17 protein-coding genes are annotated in these 18,957 nt (G+C 54.4%); 12 read left to right on the top strand and 5 right to left on the bottom strand.

Annotated features, from left to right (window positions below; genetic code table 11):
- Positions 1-58 precede the first annotated feature (58 nt).
- From B6A39_RS15900 to B6A39_RS15890, 3 genes are all read right to left on the bottom strand, one after another.
- Complete coding sequence (locus B6A39_RS15900; RefSeq protein ID WP_083007194.1) at positions 59-1,339, bottom strand: ABC transporter substrate-binding protein; 1,281 nt, start codon at positions 1,337-1,339, stop codon at positions 59-61.
- A 29-nt stretch (positions 1,340-1,368) separates the two neighbouring features.
- Positions 1,369-2,499: an ABC transporter ATP-binding protein gene (locus B6A39_RS15895; RefSeq protein WP_083007192.1), complete on the bottom strand. Its 1,131-nt coding sequence runs from the start codon at positions 2,497-2,499 to the stop codon at positions 1,369-1,371.
- A 113-nt stretch (positions 2,500-2,612) separates the two neighbouring features.
- On the bottom strand, positions 2,613-4,031 hold the full coding sequence (locus B6A39_RS15890; protein ID WP_083007191.1) for a sigma-54 interaction domain-containing protein: 1,419 nt from the start codon (positions 4,029-4,031) through the stop codon (positions 2,613-2,615).
- Positions 4,032-4,241: 210 nt separating this feature from the next.
- Here B6A39_RS15890 and speB point away from each other — a divergent pair, with 210 nt between their 5' ends.
- The 4 genes from speB to B6A39_RS15870 all read left to right on the top strand — a co-directional run bounded on the left by speB (position 4,242) and on the right by B6A39_RS15870 (position 9,836).
- The gene (gene speB, locus B6A39_RS15885; protein WP_083007189.1) at positions 4,242-5,192 is read left to right on the top strand and encodes an agmatinase; all 951 of its coding nucleotides are present in this window, start codon (positions 4,242-4,244) and stop codon (positions 5,190-5,192) included.
- Positions 5,193-5,328: 136 nt separating this feature from the next.
- Positions 5,329-6,711 (top strand): YjiH family protein, encoded by a 1,383-nt coding sequence (locus tag B6A39_RS15880; protein WP_083007187.1) that lies wholly within the window; start codon positions 5,329-5,331, stop codon positions 6,709-6,711.
- Between the two features lie 11 nt (positions 6,712-6,722).
- Positions 6,723-8,375 (top strand): 5-guanidino-2-oxopentanoate decarboxylase, encoded by a 1,653-nt coding sequence (locus B6A39_RS15875; RefSeq protein ID WP_083007186.1) that lies wholly within the window; start codon positions 6,723-6,725, stop codon positions 8,373-8,375.
- Complete coding sequence (locus B6A39_RS15870) at positions 8,376-9,836, top strand: aldehyde dehydrogenase family protein (RefSeq protein ID WP_083007184.1); 1,461 nt, start codon at positions 8,376-8,378, stop codon at positions 9,834-9,836. It abuts the gene before it with no gap.
- A gap of 2 nt (positions 9,837-9,838) precedes the next feature.
- Here the strand turns inward: B6A39_RS15870 and B6A39_RS15865 are convergent, their stop codons facing one another.
- Both B6A39_RS15865 and B6A39_RS15860 read right to left on the bottom strand, forming a co-directional pair.
- Complete coding sequence (locus tag B6A39_RS15865; protein WP_232318724.1) at positions 9,839-10,801, bottom strand: hydroxymethylglutaryl-CoA lyase; 963 nt, start codon at positions 10,799-10,801, stop codon at positions 9,839-9,841.
- A gap of 10 nt (positions 10,802-10,811) precedes the next feature.
- Positions 10,812-12,017 carry a CaiB/BaiF CoA transferase family protein gene (locus tag B6A39_RS15860; RefSeq protein ID WP_083007183.1) on the bottom strand — a complete coding sequence of 402 codons (1,206 nt, stop codon included), beginning with the start codon at positions 12,015-12,017 and terminating at the stop codon, positions 10,812-10,814.
- Between the two features lie 381 nt (positions 12,018-12,398).
- Here B6A39_RS15860 and B6A39_RS15855 point away from each other — a divergent pair, with 381 nt between their 5' ends.
- From B6A39_RS15855 to B6A39_RS15820, 8 genes are all read left to right on the top strand, one after another.
- Complete coding sequence (locus B6A39_RS15855; protein ID WP_009722824.1) at positions 12,399-12,713, top strand: hypothetical protein; 315 nt, start codon at positions 12,399-12,401, stop codon at positions 12,711-12,713.
- Positions 12,714-12,882: 169 nt separating this feature from the next.
- A complete protein-coding gene (locus B6A39_RS15850) occupies positions 12,883-13,989 on the top strand; it encodes a heparan-alpha-glucosaminide N-acetyltransferase domain-containing protein (RefSeq protein ID WP_083007181.1) in 1,107 nt (368 codons plus the stop codon).
- Between the two features lie 56 nt (positions 13,990-14,045).
- Positions 14,046-15,110, top strand: coding sequence for a serine hydrolase (locus B6A39_RS15845; RefSeq protein WP_083007935.1), 1,065 nt, complete (start codon positions 14,046-14,048; stop codon positions 15,108-15,110).
- A gap of 82 nt (positions 15,111-15,192) precedes the next feature.
- Positions 15,193-15,471 carry a peptidylprolyl isomerase gene (locus B6A39_RS15840; protein ID WP_009722821.1) on the top strand — a complete coding sequence of 93 codons (279 nt, stop codon included), beginning with the start codon at positions 15,193-15,195 and terminating at the stop codon, positions 15,469-15,471.
- Positions 15,472-15,529: 58 nt separating this feature from the next.
- Positions 15,530-16,465: an ABC transporter ATP-binding protein gene (locus B6A39_RS15835; RefSeq protein WP_083007179.1), complete on the top strand. Its 936-nt coding sequence runs from the start codon at positions 15,530-15,532 to the stop codon at positions 16,463-16,465.
- Complete coding sequence (locus tag B6A39_RS15830) at positions 16,462-17,223, top strand: ABC transporter permease (RefSeq protein WP_009722819.1); 762 nt, start codon at positions 16,462-16,464, stop codon at positions 17,221-17,223. Before B6A39_RS15835 ends, B6A39_RS15830 begins: the two co-directional genes overlap by 4 nt.
- Before the next feature lie 114 nt (positions 17,224-17,337).
- The gene (locus B6A39_RS15825; protein ID WP_083007178.1) at positions 17,338-18,351 is read left to right on the top strand and encodes a nucleoid-associated protein; all 1,014 of its coding nucleotides are present in this window, start codon (positions 17,338-17,340) and stop codon (positions 18,349-18,351) included.
- A gap of 109 nt (positions 18,352-18,460) precedes the next feature.
- Entirely contained in the window at positions 18,461-18,913 is a 453-nt protein-coding gene (locus B6A39_RS15820; RefSeq protein ID WP_083007176.1) for a tellurite resistance TerB family protein, read from the top strand.
- Positions 18,914-18,957 lie beyond the last annotated feature (44 nt).

The following is an 18,957-nucleotide window of genomic DNA, read 5'->3' as shown; positions in this document are numbered from 1 at the left end:
CGTACCGCACGTTGGAAAAGCCGGGGCATGCCCCGGCGAACAGTAAAATATCTAACGATTAGCGGGCATAGCGGCGCAACACGTTATCGGCCTCTTGCTGCGCCTGGCTAAGCGCTTCTTGCGGTGTCATTTGACCGGTCAGCGCCGCTTGCACGGCGTTATCCAAGGCGCGGCGAATGCGGCCACCCTGGTAAGTGGAAAGCTCTGCCGTGCCGTGCTCAAGCTGGTCGCGGGCGACCGCAGCAGGTGGGAACTCTTCTACATAGCCTTGTAACGCGTCGGTTTCGTAGGCGGCGGGGCTAACGCCCATATAGCCGGTTTCAATCGACCAAGCGGCAGCTCGCTCGGGAGCGGTCATCCAGCGAATAAAGGTCATCGCTGCGCGCTGCTCTTCTTCTGTCGCATCTTCAAAAATGTAGAAGTTACCGCCACCGGTGGGGCTGCCGCGCTGGGTTTTCATCGGCAGCATGGCGACGCCAAAATCAAAATTGGCTTCGCTGCGTACGGCGGTCAGATTGCCCGTGGTGTGCCACATCATTGCCGTGGACTGTTCAAGGAAGTTCTGGCGCAGGGTGCCCCACTCAATGGTACCGTCAGGCATGGCATTGTGCTCGGTGGCTAGCGATACCCAGTACTCCAGCGCTTCAACTGCTGCGGGGTCGTCGAAGTAGACCTCAGTGCCATCTTCGCTCATTAACCGATGGCCGTTCTGAAAAGCAAAGGCTTGGAACATCCAGTAGGGGTAGCCAGTCGAGGGCACCATCACGCCCCACTGCTCGTTGTTCGAGGCTTCGCGCACGGTCGCCGCCATTTCGGCCATCTCTTCCCAATTCTCAGGGGGCGTTTCGGGGTCTAGGCCAGCGGCTTCAAAGGCGTCTTTGTTCCAGAACAGTACGATGGTGGAGCGCTGGAAGGGGATGCCGTAGGTTTTGCCATCCAACTGGCCATTTTCCATCAGCCCTGGGTAGAAGCCATCGAGCCATTCACGCTCTTCATCGGTTTCGACCAGGTCGTCAAAGGCGACGATGGCGTCCTGCTCAATCAGCTCGTACAGATCAATGGAGAACATAACCGACAGCTGCGGCGTTTCGCCCGCTTCCATCGCTGACATGGCGCGCACGCGGGTATCATCGTAGTTACCGGCATAGATCGCTTCCACATTGATATCAGGGTATTCGCTTTCAAACTCTTCCACCAGATTATCAACGACGTCGGTGAGTGCACCACCCACCGCGACCGGGTAGTACATGGTCAGATCGACGCTATCCGCGTTTACCTGGGCGGTGTTTAACAAGCACGCTGCCAGGGCGGTCATTGCAAAAGGAGGACGCAAACGCATAAGAGACTCCGCAAGTGTCAATACTGCTGTCAGTGTTGGAAAGAGCCCACGGCCGGTGGGCGAGGAACGCTGCGAGATGAGCTAGGTAATGGGAGCGGCGTCAGGTCATCCCGCCGTAGGCCTTCGGCATCGAAAAGGTGTGTATTCTCTGACGTCCAGTAGAGGCTGCATGGCTGACCTGTCAGTGCCTGCTTGCCGCTAAGCCGCACGCGTAGGGTGTGCGACCCCACTGCCACATATGCAATGGTGTCCGCTCCCAGATACTCTTCGCTTAATACGTTAGCGGGTACGCCGGAACCCGGTGCAATGCGCAGTTCGATATCTTCCGGGCGGATGCCTAAGTGGCCGCCAGTGGCATCCAAGGGGGCTACGGGAGTACTTGGTTCGCCTTCGATAACAGCGACATCTTCACCGGCCACTAGTGGCAGCAGGTTCATGGCGGGGCTGCCAATGAAACTGGCGGCAAAAGCACTAGCGGGGCGGTTGTAAAGCTCGTCTGGGGTGCCGTCCTGCACGATTTTGCCGTGCTGCATTAGAATGACACGATCGCCCATGCTCATCGCTTCCACCTGGTCGTGGGTGACGTAGATAACCGTCATCGTCAGGCGGCTCTGTAATGCTTTGATTTCCCGGCGCATGTCGCTACGCAGCCGGGCATCCAGGTTGGATAGCGGTTCATCCATCAGGCAGATTGGGTGTTCGGAAATAATCGAGCGCGCCAGCGCCACCCGCTGGCGTTGGCCGCCAGAAAGTTGGGCAGGTTTACGATCTAGGTAATCGGTTAAATCAACCAGTTCGGCGACCTTAGCCAGTCGCTCGCGCTGCTCTGTTTTGGGTACCTTACGGCTGCGCAGGCCAAAAACGATATTGTCGGCAACGCTCAAATGCGGAAACAGCGCGTAGGACTGAAACACCATGCTCAGCCCACGGTCGCCGGGCGGCAGGCGGGTAACGTCGCGCTCACCGATATAAATACGCCCGTCGCTGGCCTCTTCCAGGCCCGCAATCATGCGAAGCGTGGTGGATTTGCCACAGCCTGAAGGGCCCAGCAAAATGACAAATTGCCCAGGCGTGACGTCGAAGGAGATGTCATCGACGGCAGTGGTCACGTCCCAACGTTTAGTGACGCGTTCCAGGCGAATACGCGATTGGTTTGACATAGCACACACATCACCGGCTGTTGGTTGTTATTGTTTAGCTTGTGTTGAAGGTGTTGCCGTTGTATGACACTTACATGGATGGTTGATGACAGCGGTTGTGTCAAGCGGAAAATTCACTTAGTGACTTTAATGCCATAGCGTTGCAGCCTGCGTACCACGCTGGATTGGCTAATACCCAGCCGCTCAGCGATGGCATATGTGCTAGGGAGCGTTTTGCTCAACGCTTCCAGTGTGTCGCGCTCTAGCCTGGCAAGGTACTGCTTTAGGGTTTCATCCGGCGCTAAGGCAGCGACTAACGGAGACGTTGAGGCTTTCGTTAGATAAGCCGGGGGCTGCTCTGTATAAGGATGAGGATTAGGGGCTTCAATTTGATCCGTTGGGCTGGATAGCCAAGCTCTTTCTAGCCAGTTTTCAAGCTCGCGGACGTTACCTGGCCAGTCGCTTCCCATTAACGCTGACCATACTGGGTTGCCCAGGATTTTTTGCCGCCCATAGCGTTGGTTAAGGCGTTCCAAACAGGCTTCCACGAGATCAGGAATATCTTCTCGGCGGTCTCGTAAAGGCGGAAGCGTGACGGGTATGACGTTGAGACGGTAGTAAAGATCCAGACGAAATAGGCCCGCTTCTACTTGTTTGGCTAAATTCTGATTCGTGGCGACGACTAAGCGAAAGTCCACTTTACGCGGTCGTGTATCGCCTAGCCGGGTGAGGCTTCCGTCCTGGATAACTTTTAGCAGTTTAGTTTGCATTAATAGCGGGAGCTCACCGATTTCATCAAGAAACAGCGTGCCACCTTCCGCTTGTTCTAGTAAGCCTGCTTTTCCTTGGCGAGCCGCGCCACTGAACGCGCCTGGTTGATAGCCAAACATCTCAGACTCAAATAAATTTTCGGGAATGGCCGCACAGTTAACCTCAATAAAGGGGCCATCGCTGCGCTGGCTCCAACGATGAAGCTGCTTGGCAAACGCGGTTTTACCCACGCCCGACTCTCCCAACATCAATACATTAGCGTCCGAAGGTGCGACCCGTTTGAGAAGCAAGGCGACTTCACGCATAACGTGGCTTCTCGCCTGCAGGTTGTCCAGCGCGTCGTCTAGCGCCTGTTCCTCGGCATCGGGGGCTGCTTGGCTGCGTTTTAAGTGCTCACTAAAGCGCTTCTGGAGTAGTGCATATTCGTCTTGTAGGAGCTGTAAATCGGTTAAGTCTCTGGAACGGCTAATAACACGTTCCAATTTTCCATTCACAAAGACAGGGTAGGCTTCAGCAATCACACGGCGTCCGGTGCCTGTTACCTGCATAAGTTGGGCTGGCTGGTGGGTGCGCATCACTTCTAAGGTGATGGATGGCTTCAAGATGCCTGCTTGCTGAAGCTGGTAAACGCTACTGCCTAGCAACTCTTCCCGGGGCGCGCCATAAACAGCCTCAGCGCCGGGACTAATATCAAGCACTCGACCTTCGCCGCTGACGATAAAGAAGTGATCGTTGGCGGTTTCCACAATGGTTTTTAGCACGCACTTATCGATTTCACTCACAGCGATTGTCTCTTGAATAATCTTTGATTCATTTTTGCATCAATGATGCATAGGTGACTTAAGTGTACGTGATTTTGATTCATTACTGCATCGATAATGACTGAGAGCCCTATTGTTAGGGCGTTCAGAGACTTGGCATGTTCTGTGCAACGTAGTTGTTATCAGTACGCAATACAGCGCTACAACATGAACAACGCCAAGGAGATCTGTATGTCTGATTTTAACCAGCCACTTGGGGGCAATAGCATGCCGCGCTTTGGTGGGCCTGCCACCATGATGCGGTTACCCACCCAGGAAAGCGCTGCTGGCTTAGATGCTGCTTTTATCGGTATTCCAATGGATATTGGTACGTCTAACCGGCCTGGTACGCGTCTTGGCCCACGTCAGATTCGCGATGAATCTCGCATGCTTCGACCCTATAACATGGCGACCCGCGCCGCCCCGTTTGAAAGTTTACAAGTGGCTGATATAGGCGACGTGCCCATCAACACGTTTCACCTACCCAAAAGCGTCGACATCATCACGGCCTTTTATGATGACGTGCTTAAACACAACTGCATTCCGCTAACGTTGGGTGGCGAACACACCCTGACACTGCCCATTTTACGTGCCATTGCCAAAAAACATGGGCCAGTGGGGCTGATCCATATTGATGCCCATGCCGATGTAAACGAGCACATGTTCGGTGAGCCGATTGCCCATGGCACGCCGTTTCGCCGTGCCCAGGAAGAAGGCCTGTTAGCCCACGGCAAGGTGGTTCAAATCGGCCTTCGTGGTACCGGTTACGCAGCCGAGGATTTTGATTGGTGCCGAGGCCAGGGTTTCCGCGTTGTTCCCGCTGAAGAGTGCTGGTATCGCTCGCTTGCCCCCTTGATGGAGGAAGTGCGCGAGCAGATGGGCGATGTGCCTGTCTATATCAGCTTCGATATCGATGGCTTGGATCCTTCCGTTGCGCCAGGAACGGGAACGGTAGAGATGGGCGGACTGACCTCAGCGCAAGGGCTAGAAATTGTGCGCGGTGCGGCAGGGTTGAACATCGTCGGCTGTGATCTAGTGGAAGTGTCGCCTCCTTATGATCCCAGCGGTAATACCGCATTGATGGGCGCCACACTGCTGTACGAAATGCTCTGCGTGCTGCCGGGCGTGAAACACAGTGATTAAGCTGCTCTGAAATAGCTAACAAATAAAAAGCGCTTACCTGACAAAGCGCTACTGATCAGAGAAATGGCAGGCTGCTTATTGCCTGCCAGGACGCCGCCAGCCCACCTCCAATAATCACTTCCAATAGGTGAACCGTATGTCTTACTCTCAAGTAAAGTCGGAAGAACCGACGTCTCCGACGGAGATCCCCCGCGCGCATCTGCTGAAGTTTCTCATTCCATCATTGATCGGTGTACTGCTGTTCCTAGTGCCTTTTCAAGTGGGCGACTCTATTAACATTGGTATGGGCCTGATGGCAGATGGTTTGCAAACGCTGTTAGGGGCAGCGCTACCTGCCATTGCGGTAGTCATTCTTTGCCTGTCGGTGGTGGTAACGCTATACGCCAAGTTAGCCAAACCTGCTTGGGCAAAAAGTGGTCCCTTTCACGATATGTTTGATGTGGGCGCTATTTGGGTAGTGATGCGCATATTAGGCGCGATTTTTGTCCTCATGACGTTTTTCCAGTTTGGGCCCGAGTTTGTAACGGCACCGTTTACTGGCGGCGTAATGCTCAATGATTTGGCGCCGGTGCTACTGACGTTCTTCTTCTTTGCGGCGATTCTGCTACCGTTTTTGGTCGAATTCGGCTTTATGGAGTTTATCGGCACCATGGTCCGCAAGCCGTTTCGGGTGATTTTTAATCTCCCTGGGCGTAGTGCTATCGATGCGACGGCATCCTGGATGGGGTCGGGAACAGTTGGTGTTCTGATCACTGCACAACAATACGAGCAGGGTTACTACAACGGCCGTGAAGCGTCAGTCATTGCGACCAACTTCTCTGTTGCCTCCATTGCTTTTAGCCTATTGGTTACTAACTTCGTTGATATTAACCATCTCTTTGTACAATTCTATTTCACGGTAGTGGTGTCTGGTTTGATCGCTGCGGTCATCGTATCGCGGATTCCGCCACTTTCGCGTAAATCGGATGACTACTACGAGCCAGTGGGCTGCCAACTGAGCGAAGAGCGCACTGAAAAAGTGGGACTGTTTCGCTACAGCCTTTTGCAGGCCACCCGTCGAGCAGGCAGTGCGCCTGGGCCACGTGAGTTAGGACGCATAGCGCTACTTAACGTAATTGATATCTTCCTGACACTGCTGCCACTGGTGTTTGCCATCGGCACTGTCGCGCTGATTTTAGCCGAGTTTACTCCGCTGTTTACCTGGCTCTCTTACCCCATGGTGCCGGTGCTTGAGTTGCTGCGTATCCCTGAAGCACAAGCGGCTGCTCCAGCGACGTTGGTCGGGTTTGCCGATATGTTCTTGCCAGCGGTGCTAGCGACGAATATTGAAAGCGAGTTGACCCGTTTCGTCATCGCCTGCCTCTCTATGACGCAGCTGGTGTACATGTCTGAAATCGGTGCGCTGCTACTCAAGTCGAAAATTCCCATCAAGTTCTGGGAACTGGCAGTGGTTTTCTTACTACGTACCGCCATTACACTGCCGATTATTGCCTTTATGGCCCACACATTTTTCTTCTGAGAGGGCCTGTCATGAACGCTGACGAAATGTGCAATCACTCAACGATGACCTGTGCCGAACTGTTGATCCGGATGCTGCGCGAAACCTATGGAGTTCAAACGCTGTTCGGTATTCCGGGCGTGCATACGGTAGAGCTATATCGTGGGCTGGAAGGCAGCGATGTGCAGCATATAACCCCGCGCCATGAGCAGGGTGCAGGGTTTATGGCCGACGGCTATGCCCGCGCCAGCGGTCAGCCTGGGGTATGTCTGATTATCACTGGCCCAGGAATGACCAATATTGCCACTGCCATGGGCCAAGCATTAGCAGACTCTATCCCCATGCTGGTGATCTCTAGTGTGAGTCGTCGAGATACGTTGGGGCTAGGCCAAGGTCGGCTGCACGAGCTGCCCAGCCAGCAGCAGATGATTAGCGGCGTGGCGCGGTTTAGCCACACGCTATTAGATGCCAATACGCTACCAGACGTGCTGGCCCGCGCCTTTGCGATCTTCAATGGTGCGCGCCCAGGCCCGGTGCATATTGAAATTCCGATTGACCTGTTCAATGCGCCGGTGAAGGTGCCGACCAGTTGGCAAGCGCCAACGCTTTACCGAGCAGCGCCTGACCCGCAGGGGCTTGCTGAAGCGGCTCGTTTATTAAAAGCGGCCAAACAGCCGTTGGTGCTTCTGGGAGGGGGCTGTGTGGCAGCGCCAGAGGCAGCGCGGGCACTGGTAGAGAGGCTTGATGCCCCCACGGTGACGACTATCAACGCCAAAGGGCTACTAGGCCGCGACCACCCGCTGGATTTGGGCGCGAATGCCGCGCTGCCAGCGGTGCGCGAACTGGCGGCCGATGCCGATGTGATTTTGGCGGTGGGTACCGAACTCGGCGAGACCGACTATGACGTCGTATTTGACGGTGGCTTTCACCTCAACGGCAAGCTGATTCGTATTGATCTCGACCCCGAACAATTGGTGCGCAACCAGCATACAACGCTAGGGCTAGTGGGCGATGCTGGGCGTAGCCTAGCGCTTCTGCTCGCTCATTTCCCCGACCCCTTGCAGCGCCAAGGTAGTGAACGAACTACCATGACGTTGGGCGCACTGAATCTGGTTAACGATCCGGCTTTTAGCGACTTTGTACCGCTTTATAAAACCCTAGCAGACTACTTGCCCGAGGCGATTTTAGTAGGCGACTCCACCGCGCCGGTGTATGCGGGCAACCACCTAGTCAGCCAGCCAGCGCCAAGACGCTACTTCAATGCTTCTACTGGCTACGGCACTTTGGGCTATGGACTGCCAGCAGCGTTAGGTGCGCAGTTAGCTCGCGCTGATCTACCCGTGGTGGCGCTGGTTGGTGATGGCGGGGTGATGTTCACCCTTTCTGAGCTTGCTACCGCGGTGGAGGAACGCCTGCCGGTGGTGATTGTGCTGTGGCACAACGCAGGCTATGAAGAAATTCGCCGCTATATGGATGCCAACGGTGTGGCGCGTTTGGGCGTGGATATTCAAGCCCCCAACTTTCTTACTTTGGCCGAAGGGTTTGGTTGCCCAAGCGTGCGGGTTGAAAGCCCTGAGGAGCTTGCAAACTCACTCGCTAATCGCGTTTCAAATGGCCCGTTACTCATTGAAATAGACGCGGCTGCTTGGCAGCGTGCGTGCAGAATTTCTGACCAGGATACGTAGATGCCGTTAATCAACCAGCAATTTATCAATCAGCAGTTCATCAGCAACCAATGGGTTGCCTCAGCAGGCACGCGCATGCTCGATGTGATGAACCCTTATCGCGAAGAGCGCATTGCTCAGGTCACGGCGGGGGACGCGGCAGATGTCGACGCTGCCGTTAAAGCCGCTCAGCAAGCACAACCTGCTTGGCAAGCGCTGGGTGGAGCTGCGCGTGCAAAGTACCTAGATAGCTTTGCCGATGCGTTGGAGGCCCGCCGAGAAGCGCTAATCACTCTGTCAGCCACTAATAACGGTAAACCGCTAGCTGAAGCAGGCATAGACCTGGACGATGCGATTGCCTGTTATCGCTATTACGCCAAGCAGGCCAAAGCACTGGATGCCCGCCAAGGCGAGTTGATTAGTGTGGAAATGGAGGGCGTTGAGGCACGTACGTATCATGACCCGGTGGGTGTCGTTGGGCTGATTGCGCCCTGGAACTTCCCGCTGGTGACAAGCGCCTGGAAACTGGCGCCCGCGTTGGCGGCAGGCTGTACCGCAGTGCTCAAACCGTCAGAGGTGACGCCGCTCCCCGAGTTGGCACTGGCAGAAATTGCCCTGGAAATTGGTCTGCCAGCCGGTGTACTGAACCTGCTTAACGGCGATGGCGAGGGCATTGGCGCACCGCTAACCAATCACCCAGGTGTAGATAAAATCTCTTTTACGGGCAGTAACCGAGTCGGCGAAGCCGTCATGCAAGCTGCTGCCGTTCGCACTGCCAGTGTCTCCCTAGAGCTAGGTGGAAAATCGCCGATCCTGGTAATGGAAGACGCCGACCCATCTCAAGCCGCCGACTGGGTAATGGCGGGTATCTACTTCAATGCCGGGCAAATCTGTTCAGCGACTTCGCGTTTACTGGTGCATGAAAGCGTGGCAGAAGCACTCTATCTCGCCCTAGCTGAGCGGATGGATGCGCTAACCTTAGGTGACCCACTCGCCGAAGGTACCGACTTAGGGCCGTTGACCAGCGCTAAGCAGCGCGATGCGGTACAGCGCTATTTAGACTTGGCAGAACAAGAAGGCCTAACGGCAGTGCGCGATATTACCCATCGCACGTTACCCACGCAGGGCTACTTTTTAGCGCCGACGCTTTACCGCGATGTTCCGCTGGAAAGCCGCTTGTGGCAAGAGGAGATTTTCGGCCCAGTGCTCTGCGCACGCAGCATTACCAGCGAAGAAGAGGCGATTAAACTCGCCAACGATAGCGCTTATGGATTAGCTGCGACGGTGATTAGCGGTGACCCTGAGCGGGCAAAACGCATTGGTCGCCAGCTAAAAGCCGGTAGCATTTGGTACAACAGTGAGCAACTGGTGCTGCCTGAAACCGCCTGGGGCGGCTTCAAGCGCAGCGGCATTGGGCGTGAGCTCGGCCCCTGGGGGCTAAGTGCCTACCTGGAAGTGAAGCATGTGATTGGGCCAGCGTAAGACTAACGCTCGGGCATAGTATAACGCCGGGATGACTTCCCGGCTTTTACCACTTGTCCGGGCACGTCGTGGCCGATAAGTGTCGGCAGGGTGGCGGCAACGTCAAGCAGCGCATCTAGATCGACGCCCGTATCGACCCCCATCGCTGCAAACATATGCACTAAGTCTTCGGTGCATACATTACCGCTAGCGCCTGGGGCAAAGGGGCAGCCCCCCAACCCACCGAGCGACGCATCAAAGCGGCTAATACCCGCCTGCCACGCTGCCAGCGCATTGGCTAAGCCCATGCCGCGCGTGTTGTGAAAGTGCAGTGTGAACGGCGTTTCCGGCCAGCGCTCAAGCACGGCGTCACACAGACGCCTTACCTGGGCTGGGTTGGCCATGCCCGTGGTGTCACATAGTGTGACGCCTTGAATGCCCAGCGCGATCAGTTGTTCCACCAGCGTGAGCACCCGCATTTCAGGCACCTCGCCTTCAAACGGGCAGCCAAAGGTGGTCGAAAGCGAGGCGTTGATAAATACGCCGCTGCCTTGGCAGGCCTCTACAATCGCGGCAAATTGCTCAAGCGACTGCTCTGGTGTCATGCGCAGGTTCGCCAGGCCATGGCTATCGCTTGCCGACATCACCAAATTAATCTCATCCACCTGGCAGGCAAGCGCGCGCTCCATGCCCTTAAGGTTAGGCACTAATACGCTGATATCGACGCCTGCCCGGCGATGAATACCAGTGACAACCTCAGCGGCATCGCGCAGGTTAGGAATTGCTTTGGGTGACGTAAACGAGGTGGCCTCGATGCGCCGCAGACCGGTAGTGGAGAGCGCGTCGATCCAGCGGATTTTATCGTCTGTGGGGACAAAGCGCGCTTCAATCTGCAGGCCGTCACGCGGGGCGACTTCATTAATTTCTATTTTTTTAGGACAGGCTGCTGTAGGACAGGGCATGGGTTGGCTCGTGGAATTATGCATAGCGCTCTCCTTAGATAATGCCCGCTTGACGCAGCTTGGCACGGGTTTCCTGGTCAATGCCCAGCTCATCCAACACGTCATCGGTATGCTGGCCAAGCTCAGGGCCGCCATTGCCGAGTCGCCCTGGGGTAGCACTAAGTTTAGGCAGTACACCGGGTACTTTTAAGGGGTTGCCATTGGTGCGGGTGAAGGTCTGAATCATTTCCCGCGCCAAGTAATGGGGGTCAAAGGCAATATCTTTAGCGGTGTACGGATAGCCTGCTGGCACGCGTGCCTCATCTAGCGCTTTAAGAATCGCCTCTCTTGAGCGCTCTTCAGACCACGCTTGAATCGCTGCGTCGATCATTTCAGCCTGCTGGCTGCGGCCATCGTTGTGGGCTAGCGCGGGGTTGTTGGCCAGATCATCACGGCCAATGACACCCATCAAGCGTTTAAAAATGCTGTCGCCGTTACCAGCAATAAGCACGTAATCGCCGCCCTGGCAGCGGTAAGCGTTAGAAGGCGTAATGCCAGGGAGGGCGCTGCCGCTAGGTTCGCGTACTTGGCCGCTGGCATCGAATTCCGGCAGCAGGCTCTCCATCATGGCAAATACTGATTCATACAGCGCCACATCGATCTCTTGCCCCAGCCCGCTACGATTGCGTTCTTGCAGTGCCAGCAAGGTGCCAATGACAGCGTAAAGCGCGGAAAGTGAATCACCAATGCTCACGCCCACGCGCACAGAGGGCTCTCCTGGCTGGCCGGTGAGATAACGCAACCCGCCCATGGCTTCTCCCACCACACCAAAGCCGGGCTTGTCGCGGTAAGGCCCCGTTTGCCCGTAGCCGGAAATATGCACCATGATCAGCCTTGGGTTGAGTTTTGATAGCGCTTCCCAGCCCAGCCCCCAGTTATCTAATGTGCCAGGGCGGAAGTTTTCCACCACCACATCAGCCTCGGCAGCGAGCTTGCGCACCAGCGCTTGACCCTCTTCACTGCGCAAGTCCAACGCAACGGAGCGCTTGTTGCGGCTCTGTACGTGCCACCAAAGCGAGGTGCCTTCCTCAAGCATTCGCCATTTGCGAAGGGGATCACCGGTGCCAGGCGGCTCAACTTTAATCACATCGGCGCCAAACTCACCTAGCAGCTTGGTCGCAAAAGGGCCTGCAATGAGCTGCCCAAGTTCAAGGACTTTCAGGCCTTCTAAGGGAAGCTGGCGCGCTTCGGGAGCATGCATTAAGGCTCTCCTGGTCGTATCGTTAATATTATGTTCATTACGTTTAAGGCGCGTGGCCAATATTGTCTAGTAGTTGAAAGCAAGTTTATGGCCTTGCTGTCATGCTGCAGCGGGGCTCATGTGTCATTGATAAACAATAAATCACTAATTAAAGATCGCTGCGTCATTAGATTGGCATGCACGATTTTTATTCAAGTAATTGTATTTATAGTATTTTTTATTTTTTTGGCATTTCCTGGTATGGCGGATGCAATGTATTGGGCAAGAGCAGAGTGTTAGAAAGACGCGATGTTCTTGCCACTAACCAACGTTTTCAAATTATCGAATTTTTTGATTACCGAAAACTGAAGTGAAAGCGAAGCCATATCAGGAGGCATGACTATGAAAAAGGAAGCTCTCAAGAAACTTGGCATTTTAGGCGTATCGTTTGGTTTAATCGCTAGCCCGCTGGCCTTTGCTGGCATGGAAGGCAACGATGATTACGAGCCCGCTCCTCAGGAAGAAACGACCCAGGATGAGCAGGGCGCTTACAACTCTTTCGACTCTGATCAAGAGCAAGGTGCCACCACTGAAGGCGCTACTAATGAAGGTGTAACGACCGAGTACGAAGAGGAAGAGCAAGAATTCACTTATGAAGAGGAAGAAGAAGAGCAAGACACATGGGAAACTGAAGAGGAAGATGATTCCGGTTGGTAACTCATGACTGCTAAAGGATTAACTTCTATTCCGGTTCACGGATGAGCCATGAAATGCCCCGCCAGTTGCGGGGCATTTTTGCGTTAAAAGATGTTAAATAGGGGGTGGGGAATGAATAGGCTATGGTTAGAGTCCTATTATTACTATCAGCCACAAGGACGTTGCCGACGTGTTGAATTGGAAGGAGGTACCACAGCTTCCTAAAGCGCAAGGCCGTATCGAAGCGATTGATCTCGCGCGCGGTATCGCCATTGGGCTTATGATTATCAGCCATGCCGTTAGCGGTTTAGTTGGCATACGTCATGTACCCGACTGGGGCATGGTGCCTATTCACTTGTTGACTAAATTCTCGTCCTCGCTGTTCATTTTAGTATTTGGCATCGCGCTGGCGGTGGCCTTCTTGTCTCACACGCAACGTGACGATTGGCCCAAGCGGCGGTTAAAACTGTGGGTAAGGGCCATTGAGGTTTGGTTTTGGTATAAAGCACTGATTATTATAGAAATGCTCCCCTTTAGTTCGCCTGGCGATATCGTTGATACGCTGCTCTACGGGCGATTTGCTATCTGGGTAGAGATTCTAGGTTTTTATGCCATTGCCTTGCTATGGGTGCCGTTAATATTGCCGCTGTGGGCGCGAACGCCACTGTGGGGGCGTTTGGCGACCATTGCAGGCTTAACGGCGCTTTCTGCGTGGTTACAAGGGTTTTCATTTGGGGGCTACGAGCTCTTAAAAGCGTTTCTGGTAGACCATGAAGAGCACTATGCCTGGGGGCAGCTTAGCCGCGCCCCACTTATATTGTCTGGCTTATTGATCGGCGAAGCGCTGTTACGCTGCTATTTCGATGCCACTTTACGCCGCCGCTTCATTCGTTGGCTGGTAGGGGCGGGGGCGCTGATGGTAGCTGCTTTTTATGGCATAGCCATCGCCGGGGGCGATGTTCATGGTGCGATGATGGCGGTGGCTCGTAATGTGGGAAAGCACCCGCCCGGAATAAACTTTATGCTGTTTAGCGTGGGTGGCGCGTTGGTGCTGCTTGGGTTTGCCTTAGCAGGTGGAGCAGCCGCTGCGAAAGTACTGTTGCCGATCACCCTCGTTGGCAGTGATGCGCTCAAAGCCTTTATTTTCCATATCGTGATGATTTTTCTGGTATTGCGTTTTTTATTGGAGGGTGAAGGAGCCTACAGCTATCCGCAGGCGCTTGGCGTTGGTGGCTTATTAATACTCGGTGCCGCGCTGTGGATTTGGCTGACCCGCTGGATGGCGGCTCATCGCTAAGCGCGAGCAAACTAACGGGAGTTGACGATTTGCGACAATGGATACAGCGCGGGCTGATGGTCGTAGCGCTGTTAATAGCGCTGCCTGTTCATGCAGATTGGTATTATGAAGTCGATAAACAGAGCCGCTGGCAGGGCGACTTAAATGCCCGCATGGCCGCCATCGAAGAGGTGTTTGGCGGACAGTTAGGTGTTTATGTGCAAAATTTGGCCAGTGGCGAAGCCTATTCCTGGAAGGCCGATGAGCCATGGTATTTGGCATCGCTGATAAAAGTGCCGGTGGCTTCTCAGGTGCTGGCCGAACGCCAAGCTGGCAGGTTATCGCTTGATGAACGGATTACCCTGGCGCGCAGTGATTATGTGGATGGCGCAGGCCCGGTTAACTGGCATGATCCAGGCACGCCTATTTCTATTGGTTATTTGTTGGAACAGATGATCACCGTTAGTGATAACACCGCCTCAGACATGCTGATTGACCGTGTAGGGCTTGAGGCAGTGAATGAACGGGCAAAGATGATGGTGGCAGCGAGCGGTGGAAGGTCCGGTCATATAGGGCCGATTAGCAAGCTCGTTGGCGTACGCCAAGGCGTTTATGGCCAGCTTCATGCAGATGCTCAACGCTTAGGTGGTTTAGAATTTATGGCGTTGCGTAAGCACACTGTTAGCCAGCGGCCGGTAGCGTTAGCCCGAACCCTTAGCGTGCGCCAAGATGCCTTCGAGCAACCTAACTACGACCAGGCCTTTGATGCCTATGAAGCCACGGGTGAGAACGTAGGCACGCTGCGTGCCTACGGGGATGTGCTGGCCTCGCTTCACCATGGGGGCATGACGGATTTGAATACTGAGCAGCGCCAAACGCTGCTGGCGGTAATGAGCCGCACCTCCTCTGGCGAGCGCCGCTTGAAACAAGGGTTGGGCAGTGACATCCATTTTGCCCATAAAACCGGTACCCAGCACCGTCGCAGCTGCGATGCAGGCATTGCCTCGCGTATTTCTTCAGCGCAGGGGCCGTGGGTAATTGTCGCCTGTAGCCGAGGCCCGCTTCCGGTAAGCGCCCACGAACGCGCTTTGGCAAGTGTGGGTGACGCGCTGCGTTTTAGTGGAGCGCTCGCTGGTCCTTAATCAAGTTAACGCTAGCGCCTAACCCTGTACCAGCATGATAAACTGATACGCCGATTTGGGGCTTTTTAATAAGGAGTTTGTTATGGCACGCGCCAGCGCCCGTCATATTTTGGTAAGCAGTGAAGAGCAGTGCAACACACTGAAACAAGAGATCGAAAACGGTCGTGATTTCGCAGAAGTGGCTAAGCAGCACTCTAGCTGCCCTTCTGGCCGTCAAGGCGGTGATCTGGGTAGCTTTGGCCCTGGCCAAATGGTACCGGAATTCGACAAAGTCGTTTTCAGCGGTGACCTGAACAAGGTACACGGCCCGGTCAAAACCCAGTTTGGCTACCACCTGTTGGAAATCACCAGCCGCAGTTAATGGCGCCGAACATCCGTCAAGCACCGCGGCAATGCTGTCGCGGTGTGAGGAGCACGCCTTGAACGATCCCATTATTACTATTGAAGGCTTGAACAAAACCTATGAAGGTGGCTTTCAAGCCCTTACCCGTGTGGATTTAACCATTCAGCGTGGCGAGATTTTTGCCTTGCTTGGCCCCAATGGGGCGGGTAAAACCACATTAATCAGCGTGGTGTGTGGGCTGGTGAACCCAACCCAGGGCCACGTGTTAGTGGATGGCTATGATAGCGTTAGCCACTATCGTCAGGCCCGTGAACGTATTGGTCTTGTGCCTCAAGAACTGACCAACGAAGCCTTTGAAACGGTATGGAACACGGTCAGTTTTAGCCGTGGCTTGTTTGGAAAGCCGCCCAATCCAGCGCATATCGAGAAGGTGCTTAAGTCGCTGGCCTTGTGGGACAAACGCAACAATCGTTTGATGACTCTTTCGGGTGGCATGAAGCGCCGCGTATTGATCGCCAAAGCGCTCTCCCATGAACCGCGCATTCTATTTCTAGATGAACCCACCGCCGGGGTAGACGTCGAGTTACGCCGAGATATGTGGGAAGTGGTACGCGGGCTGCGGGACAATGGTGTCACGATCATTCTCACTACCCATTACATTGAAGAAGCCGAAGAAATGGCCGACCGCATTGGTGTCATCAATCGCGGTGAGATTGTATTAGTGGAAGAGAAAGCAGCGCTGATGAATAAGCTTGGCAGCAAGCAGCTAACGCTGCAGCTACACACGCCGCTCTCTGCGTTGCCTGCGTCCCTTGATCAAGACGAGCTGAGCCTGACAGCAGATGGCTATGAGTTGGTGTACACCTACGATGGCCGTCAGGAAGAGGAAGGCCGCGGTATTTCTGCGCTGCTCACGCAGTTGGAAAAGGCGGGCATTGGCTTTAAAGACCTGCACACCCGGCAAAGCTCGTTGGAAGATATTTTCGTTGACTTGGTAAAGGAGCGCCCATGAATCTCTACCCCGTTCGTGCCATTTATATGGCGGAAATGGCGCGTACTCGCCGCACGTTGCTGCAAAGCATTGTGTCGCCAGTGATTTCAACCTCGCTTTACTTTGTGGTGTTTGGCGCGGCGATTGGTTCACGCATCAGCGAGATTAACGGGGTCAGCTACGGTGCCTTTATTGTGCCTGGGCTGATTATGCTGATGCTACTCACCCAGAGTGTCTCTAATGCCTCGTTTGGAATTTTCTTCCCGAAGTTCTCCGGCAGCATTTATGAAATTCTCTCAGCGCCCATCTCTTATTTAGAAGTGGTGGTTGGCTACGTAGGCGCTGCTGCCTCGAAATCAATTATTCTAGGGCTGATTATCCTGGCAACGTCCAGCTTATTTGTGCCGCTGGAAATTGCTCATCCGATTTGGATGCTGACCTTCCTGGTACTGACCGCCGTCACTTTCAGCTTGCTGGGCTTTATTATCGGCATTTGGGCGGATGGTTTCGACAAGCTGCAGTTGGTGCCTTTGCTGGTAATCACGCCGCTAACGTTTTTGGGGGGCAGCTTCTATTCTATTGATATGCTACCGCCGTTTTGGCAAACCGTGACGTTAGCCAACCCTGTGGTCTACTTGGTCAGTGGGTTCCGTTGGAGCTTCTACGGCATTAGCGATGTCAGCTTAGCGGCCAGCGTGGCGATGATTCTACTCTTCCTGGCCGCCAGCCTTGCCACCATTGCGTGGATTTTTCGCACCGGTTATCGCTTAAAGCCCTAAACGCGCTGATTGCCTGTTGAGCGGTTCTTTGCCAACACCGCTCTTTTGATGATTTGTTTTTTTAATCAATCGTTCTTAGCTAAACCGCTCTTAAATAAAAGGTAACTCCCGCTTATGCCGCTACTGCAAAGTATTGTGCACCGCCTTGACCTATCGCTAGATGGTGAACGCTTGACCGTCACGGCGGCACCCGCGTCAACACCCGCGGCCAACGACGACCCAGTGATGGCAAGCTTGGTGAATTCGCTAAATGACACCTACAACACCAAAGCCAAAGGGTGGGGGCGATTTGCTGAGCAGGGCGAGCAGGCTGGACCGCTGGTCGCCTGGCTGCGGGCATATATGGCAGAAGAGCAGGATTTCACCCAGCTTTCTATTGCTATTGCAGAACGCTTGGCGCAAACACTGCAAGAGCAGCTCTCTGTTAGCGGCTACTTAGTGTTCGCACATCTACACCAGGGCGATACCGAGACGCTGTTTCTAGGCTTAGTTCATCAACGGGAAGGTATTGGCATTAACGCAGAGCACCAAGCGGTGCCCGCTGCGCAGCTGAATACCAGCCAGCTCACCCTGGCAGCACGGGTAAACCTTACCCAGTGGCAGAGCGATTCTGAAAGCGCACAATATGTGTCGTTTTTAAAAGATCGCGGCGGCAAAAAGCTCGCTGATGGCTTGGTAGCGCTGTTGGGAATGGAGGAGGGTATTGATGCTCCCGCCGAGACCCGCACGCTGCTGAAAGCCTTCAGTGATTACGTCGAAAAAGAGGACTACGACGACGAAGCCAGCCGAGAAAAAACCGACACTTTGGTCGACTACGCCAATGAGCAGCTGCGCCGTGGCGACCCAATGACGTTAGAAGAGCTTTCGGGGCTGGTGGACGAAAAGCAGCCCAAAGCCTTTTACGACCATATCCGTAATGCTGACTACGGTCTTTCTCCAGAGATCCCGCCGGACAAGCGCACCATCAGTCAGTTTCGCCGATTTACCGGGCGCGCTGGGGGCGTATCGATCAGTTTTGACTCTCACCTGCTTGGGTCCAGCATTGAGTACGATGAAAACCAGGATCGCCTGATTATCAAGCAAGTGCCTAAACAGCTAAAAGAGCAGTTGGCGAAGCGCAAGGAGTGAGGGGGCAACTGTGAGATGTAAGGTGTGATTCCAGTTTTCAGGCAGTGTCTAGGCACTTAGTGCGGTCACTGAAGTCGAATAGTAAGACTCAAGAGCAGGAGAGCTTAACGTGCTGGATGCCATTAGCAATTTTTTCCAACGCGCGCTGGCAGAACCTGAACAGCGCGATAATCAAACCCTGACGCTAGAACTCGCAACGGCGGCGTTGCTTTGTGAAGTCATGCGCGCCGACTACGATAAAAGCGATGCTGAACGCGCCGCGCTCAAGCAGATGCTCATCAACCGCTACCACCTAAGCGAAAGCGACGTTAACGAGTTAATGACGTTGGCGGAAGCAGAAGTAGATGATGCCGTCGATCATTACCAGTTTGTCAGCCTGATAAAAGAGCACTACGGTTATGAGCAGCGCTGCGAGTTGGTGGCATTAATGTGGCAGCTTGCCTGGGCAGACGGCAGCATCGACCCGCTTGAAGAGCACCGTATCCGGCGGCTGGCAGATCTCCTGCACGTCAGCCATAGCGACTTTATTCGCAGCAAGCTTGCTAATACGCCGCAGGTTTAACAGCAAGCTCCAACAAACAGTAAACCTAAGCAGTAAACCCGAGC

The sequence above is a fragment of the Halomonas sp. GT genome (assembly GCF_002082565.1).
Lineage (GTDB): Bacteria > Pseudomonadota > Gammaproteobacteria > Pseudomonadales > Halomonadaceae > Vreelandella.
Note: the sequence above shows the minus strand (reverse complement) of the source record. Positions and strands in the feature narration are given on the sequence as shown.

What these genes read in the sequence shown, in the direction of transcription:
- speB (WP_083007189.1), top strand. Translation starts at nt 4,242, where the DNA reads ATGTCTGATTTTAACCAGCCACTTGGGGGCAATAGCATGCCGCGCTTT.
- B6A39_RS15825 (WP_083007178.1), top strand. Translation starts at nt 17,338, where the DNA reads ATGCCGCTACTGCAAAGTATTGTGCACCGCCTTGACCTATCGCTAGAT.
- B6A39_RS15870 (WP_083007184.1), top strand. Translation starts at nt 8,376, where the DNA reads ATGCCGTTAATCAACCAGCAATTTATCAATCAGCAGTTCATCAGCAAC.
- B6A39_RS15900 (WP_083007194.1), bottom strand. Translation starts at nt 1,339, where the DNA reads ATGCGTTTGCGTCCTCCTTTTGCAATGACCGCCCTGGCAGCGTGCTTG.
- B6A39_RS15875 (WP_083007186.1), top strand. Translation starts at nt 6,723, where the DNA reads ATGAACGCTGACGAAATGTGCAATCACTCAACGATGACCTGTGCCGAA.
- B6A39_RS15830 (WP_009722819.1), top strand. Translation starts at nt 16,462, where the DNA reads ATGAATCTCTACCCCGTTCGTGCCATTTATATGGCGGAAATGGCGCGT.
- B6A39_RS15855 (WP_009722824.1), top strand. Translation starts at nt 12,399, where the DNA reads ATGAAAAAGGAAGCTCTCAAGAAACTTGGCATTTTAGGCGTATCGTTT.
- B6A39_RS15845 (WP_083007935.1), top strand. Translation starts at nt 14,046, where the DNA reads ATGGTCGTAGCGCTGTTAATAGCGCTGCCTGTTCATGCAGATTGGTAT.
- B6A39_RS15860 (WP_083007183.1), bottom strand. Translation starts at nt 12,017, where the DNA reads ATGCATGCTCCCGAAGCGCGCCAGCTTCCCTTAGAAGGCCTGAAAGTC.
- B6A39_RS15865 (WP_232318724.1), bottom strand. Translation starts at nt 10,801, where the DNA reads ATGCATAATTCCACGAGCCAACCCATGCCCTGTCCTACAGCAGCCTGT.
- B6A39_RS15895 (WP_083007192.1), bottom strand. Translation starts at nt 2,499, where the DNA reads ATGTCAAACCAATCGCGTATTCGCCTGGAACGCGTCACTAAACGTTGG.
- B6A39_RS15880 (WP_083007187.1), top strand. Translation starts at nt 5,329, where the DNA reads ATGTCTTACTCTCAAGTAAAGTCGGAAGAACCGACGTCTCCGACGGAG.
- B6A39_RS15840 (WP_009722821.1), top strand. Translation starts at nt 15,193, where the DNA reads ATGGCACGCGCCAGCGCCCGTCATATTTTGGTAAGCAGTGAAGAGCAG.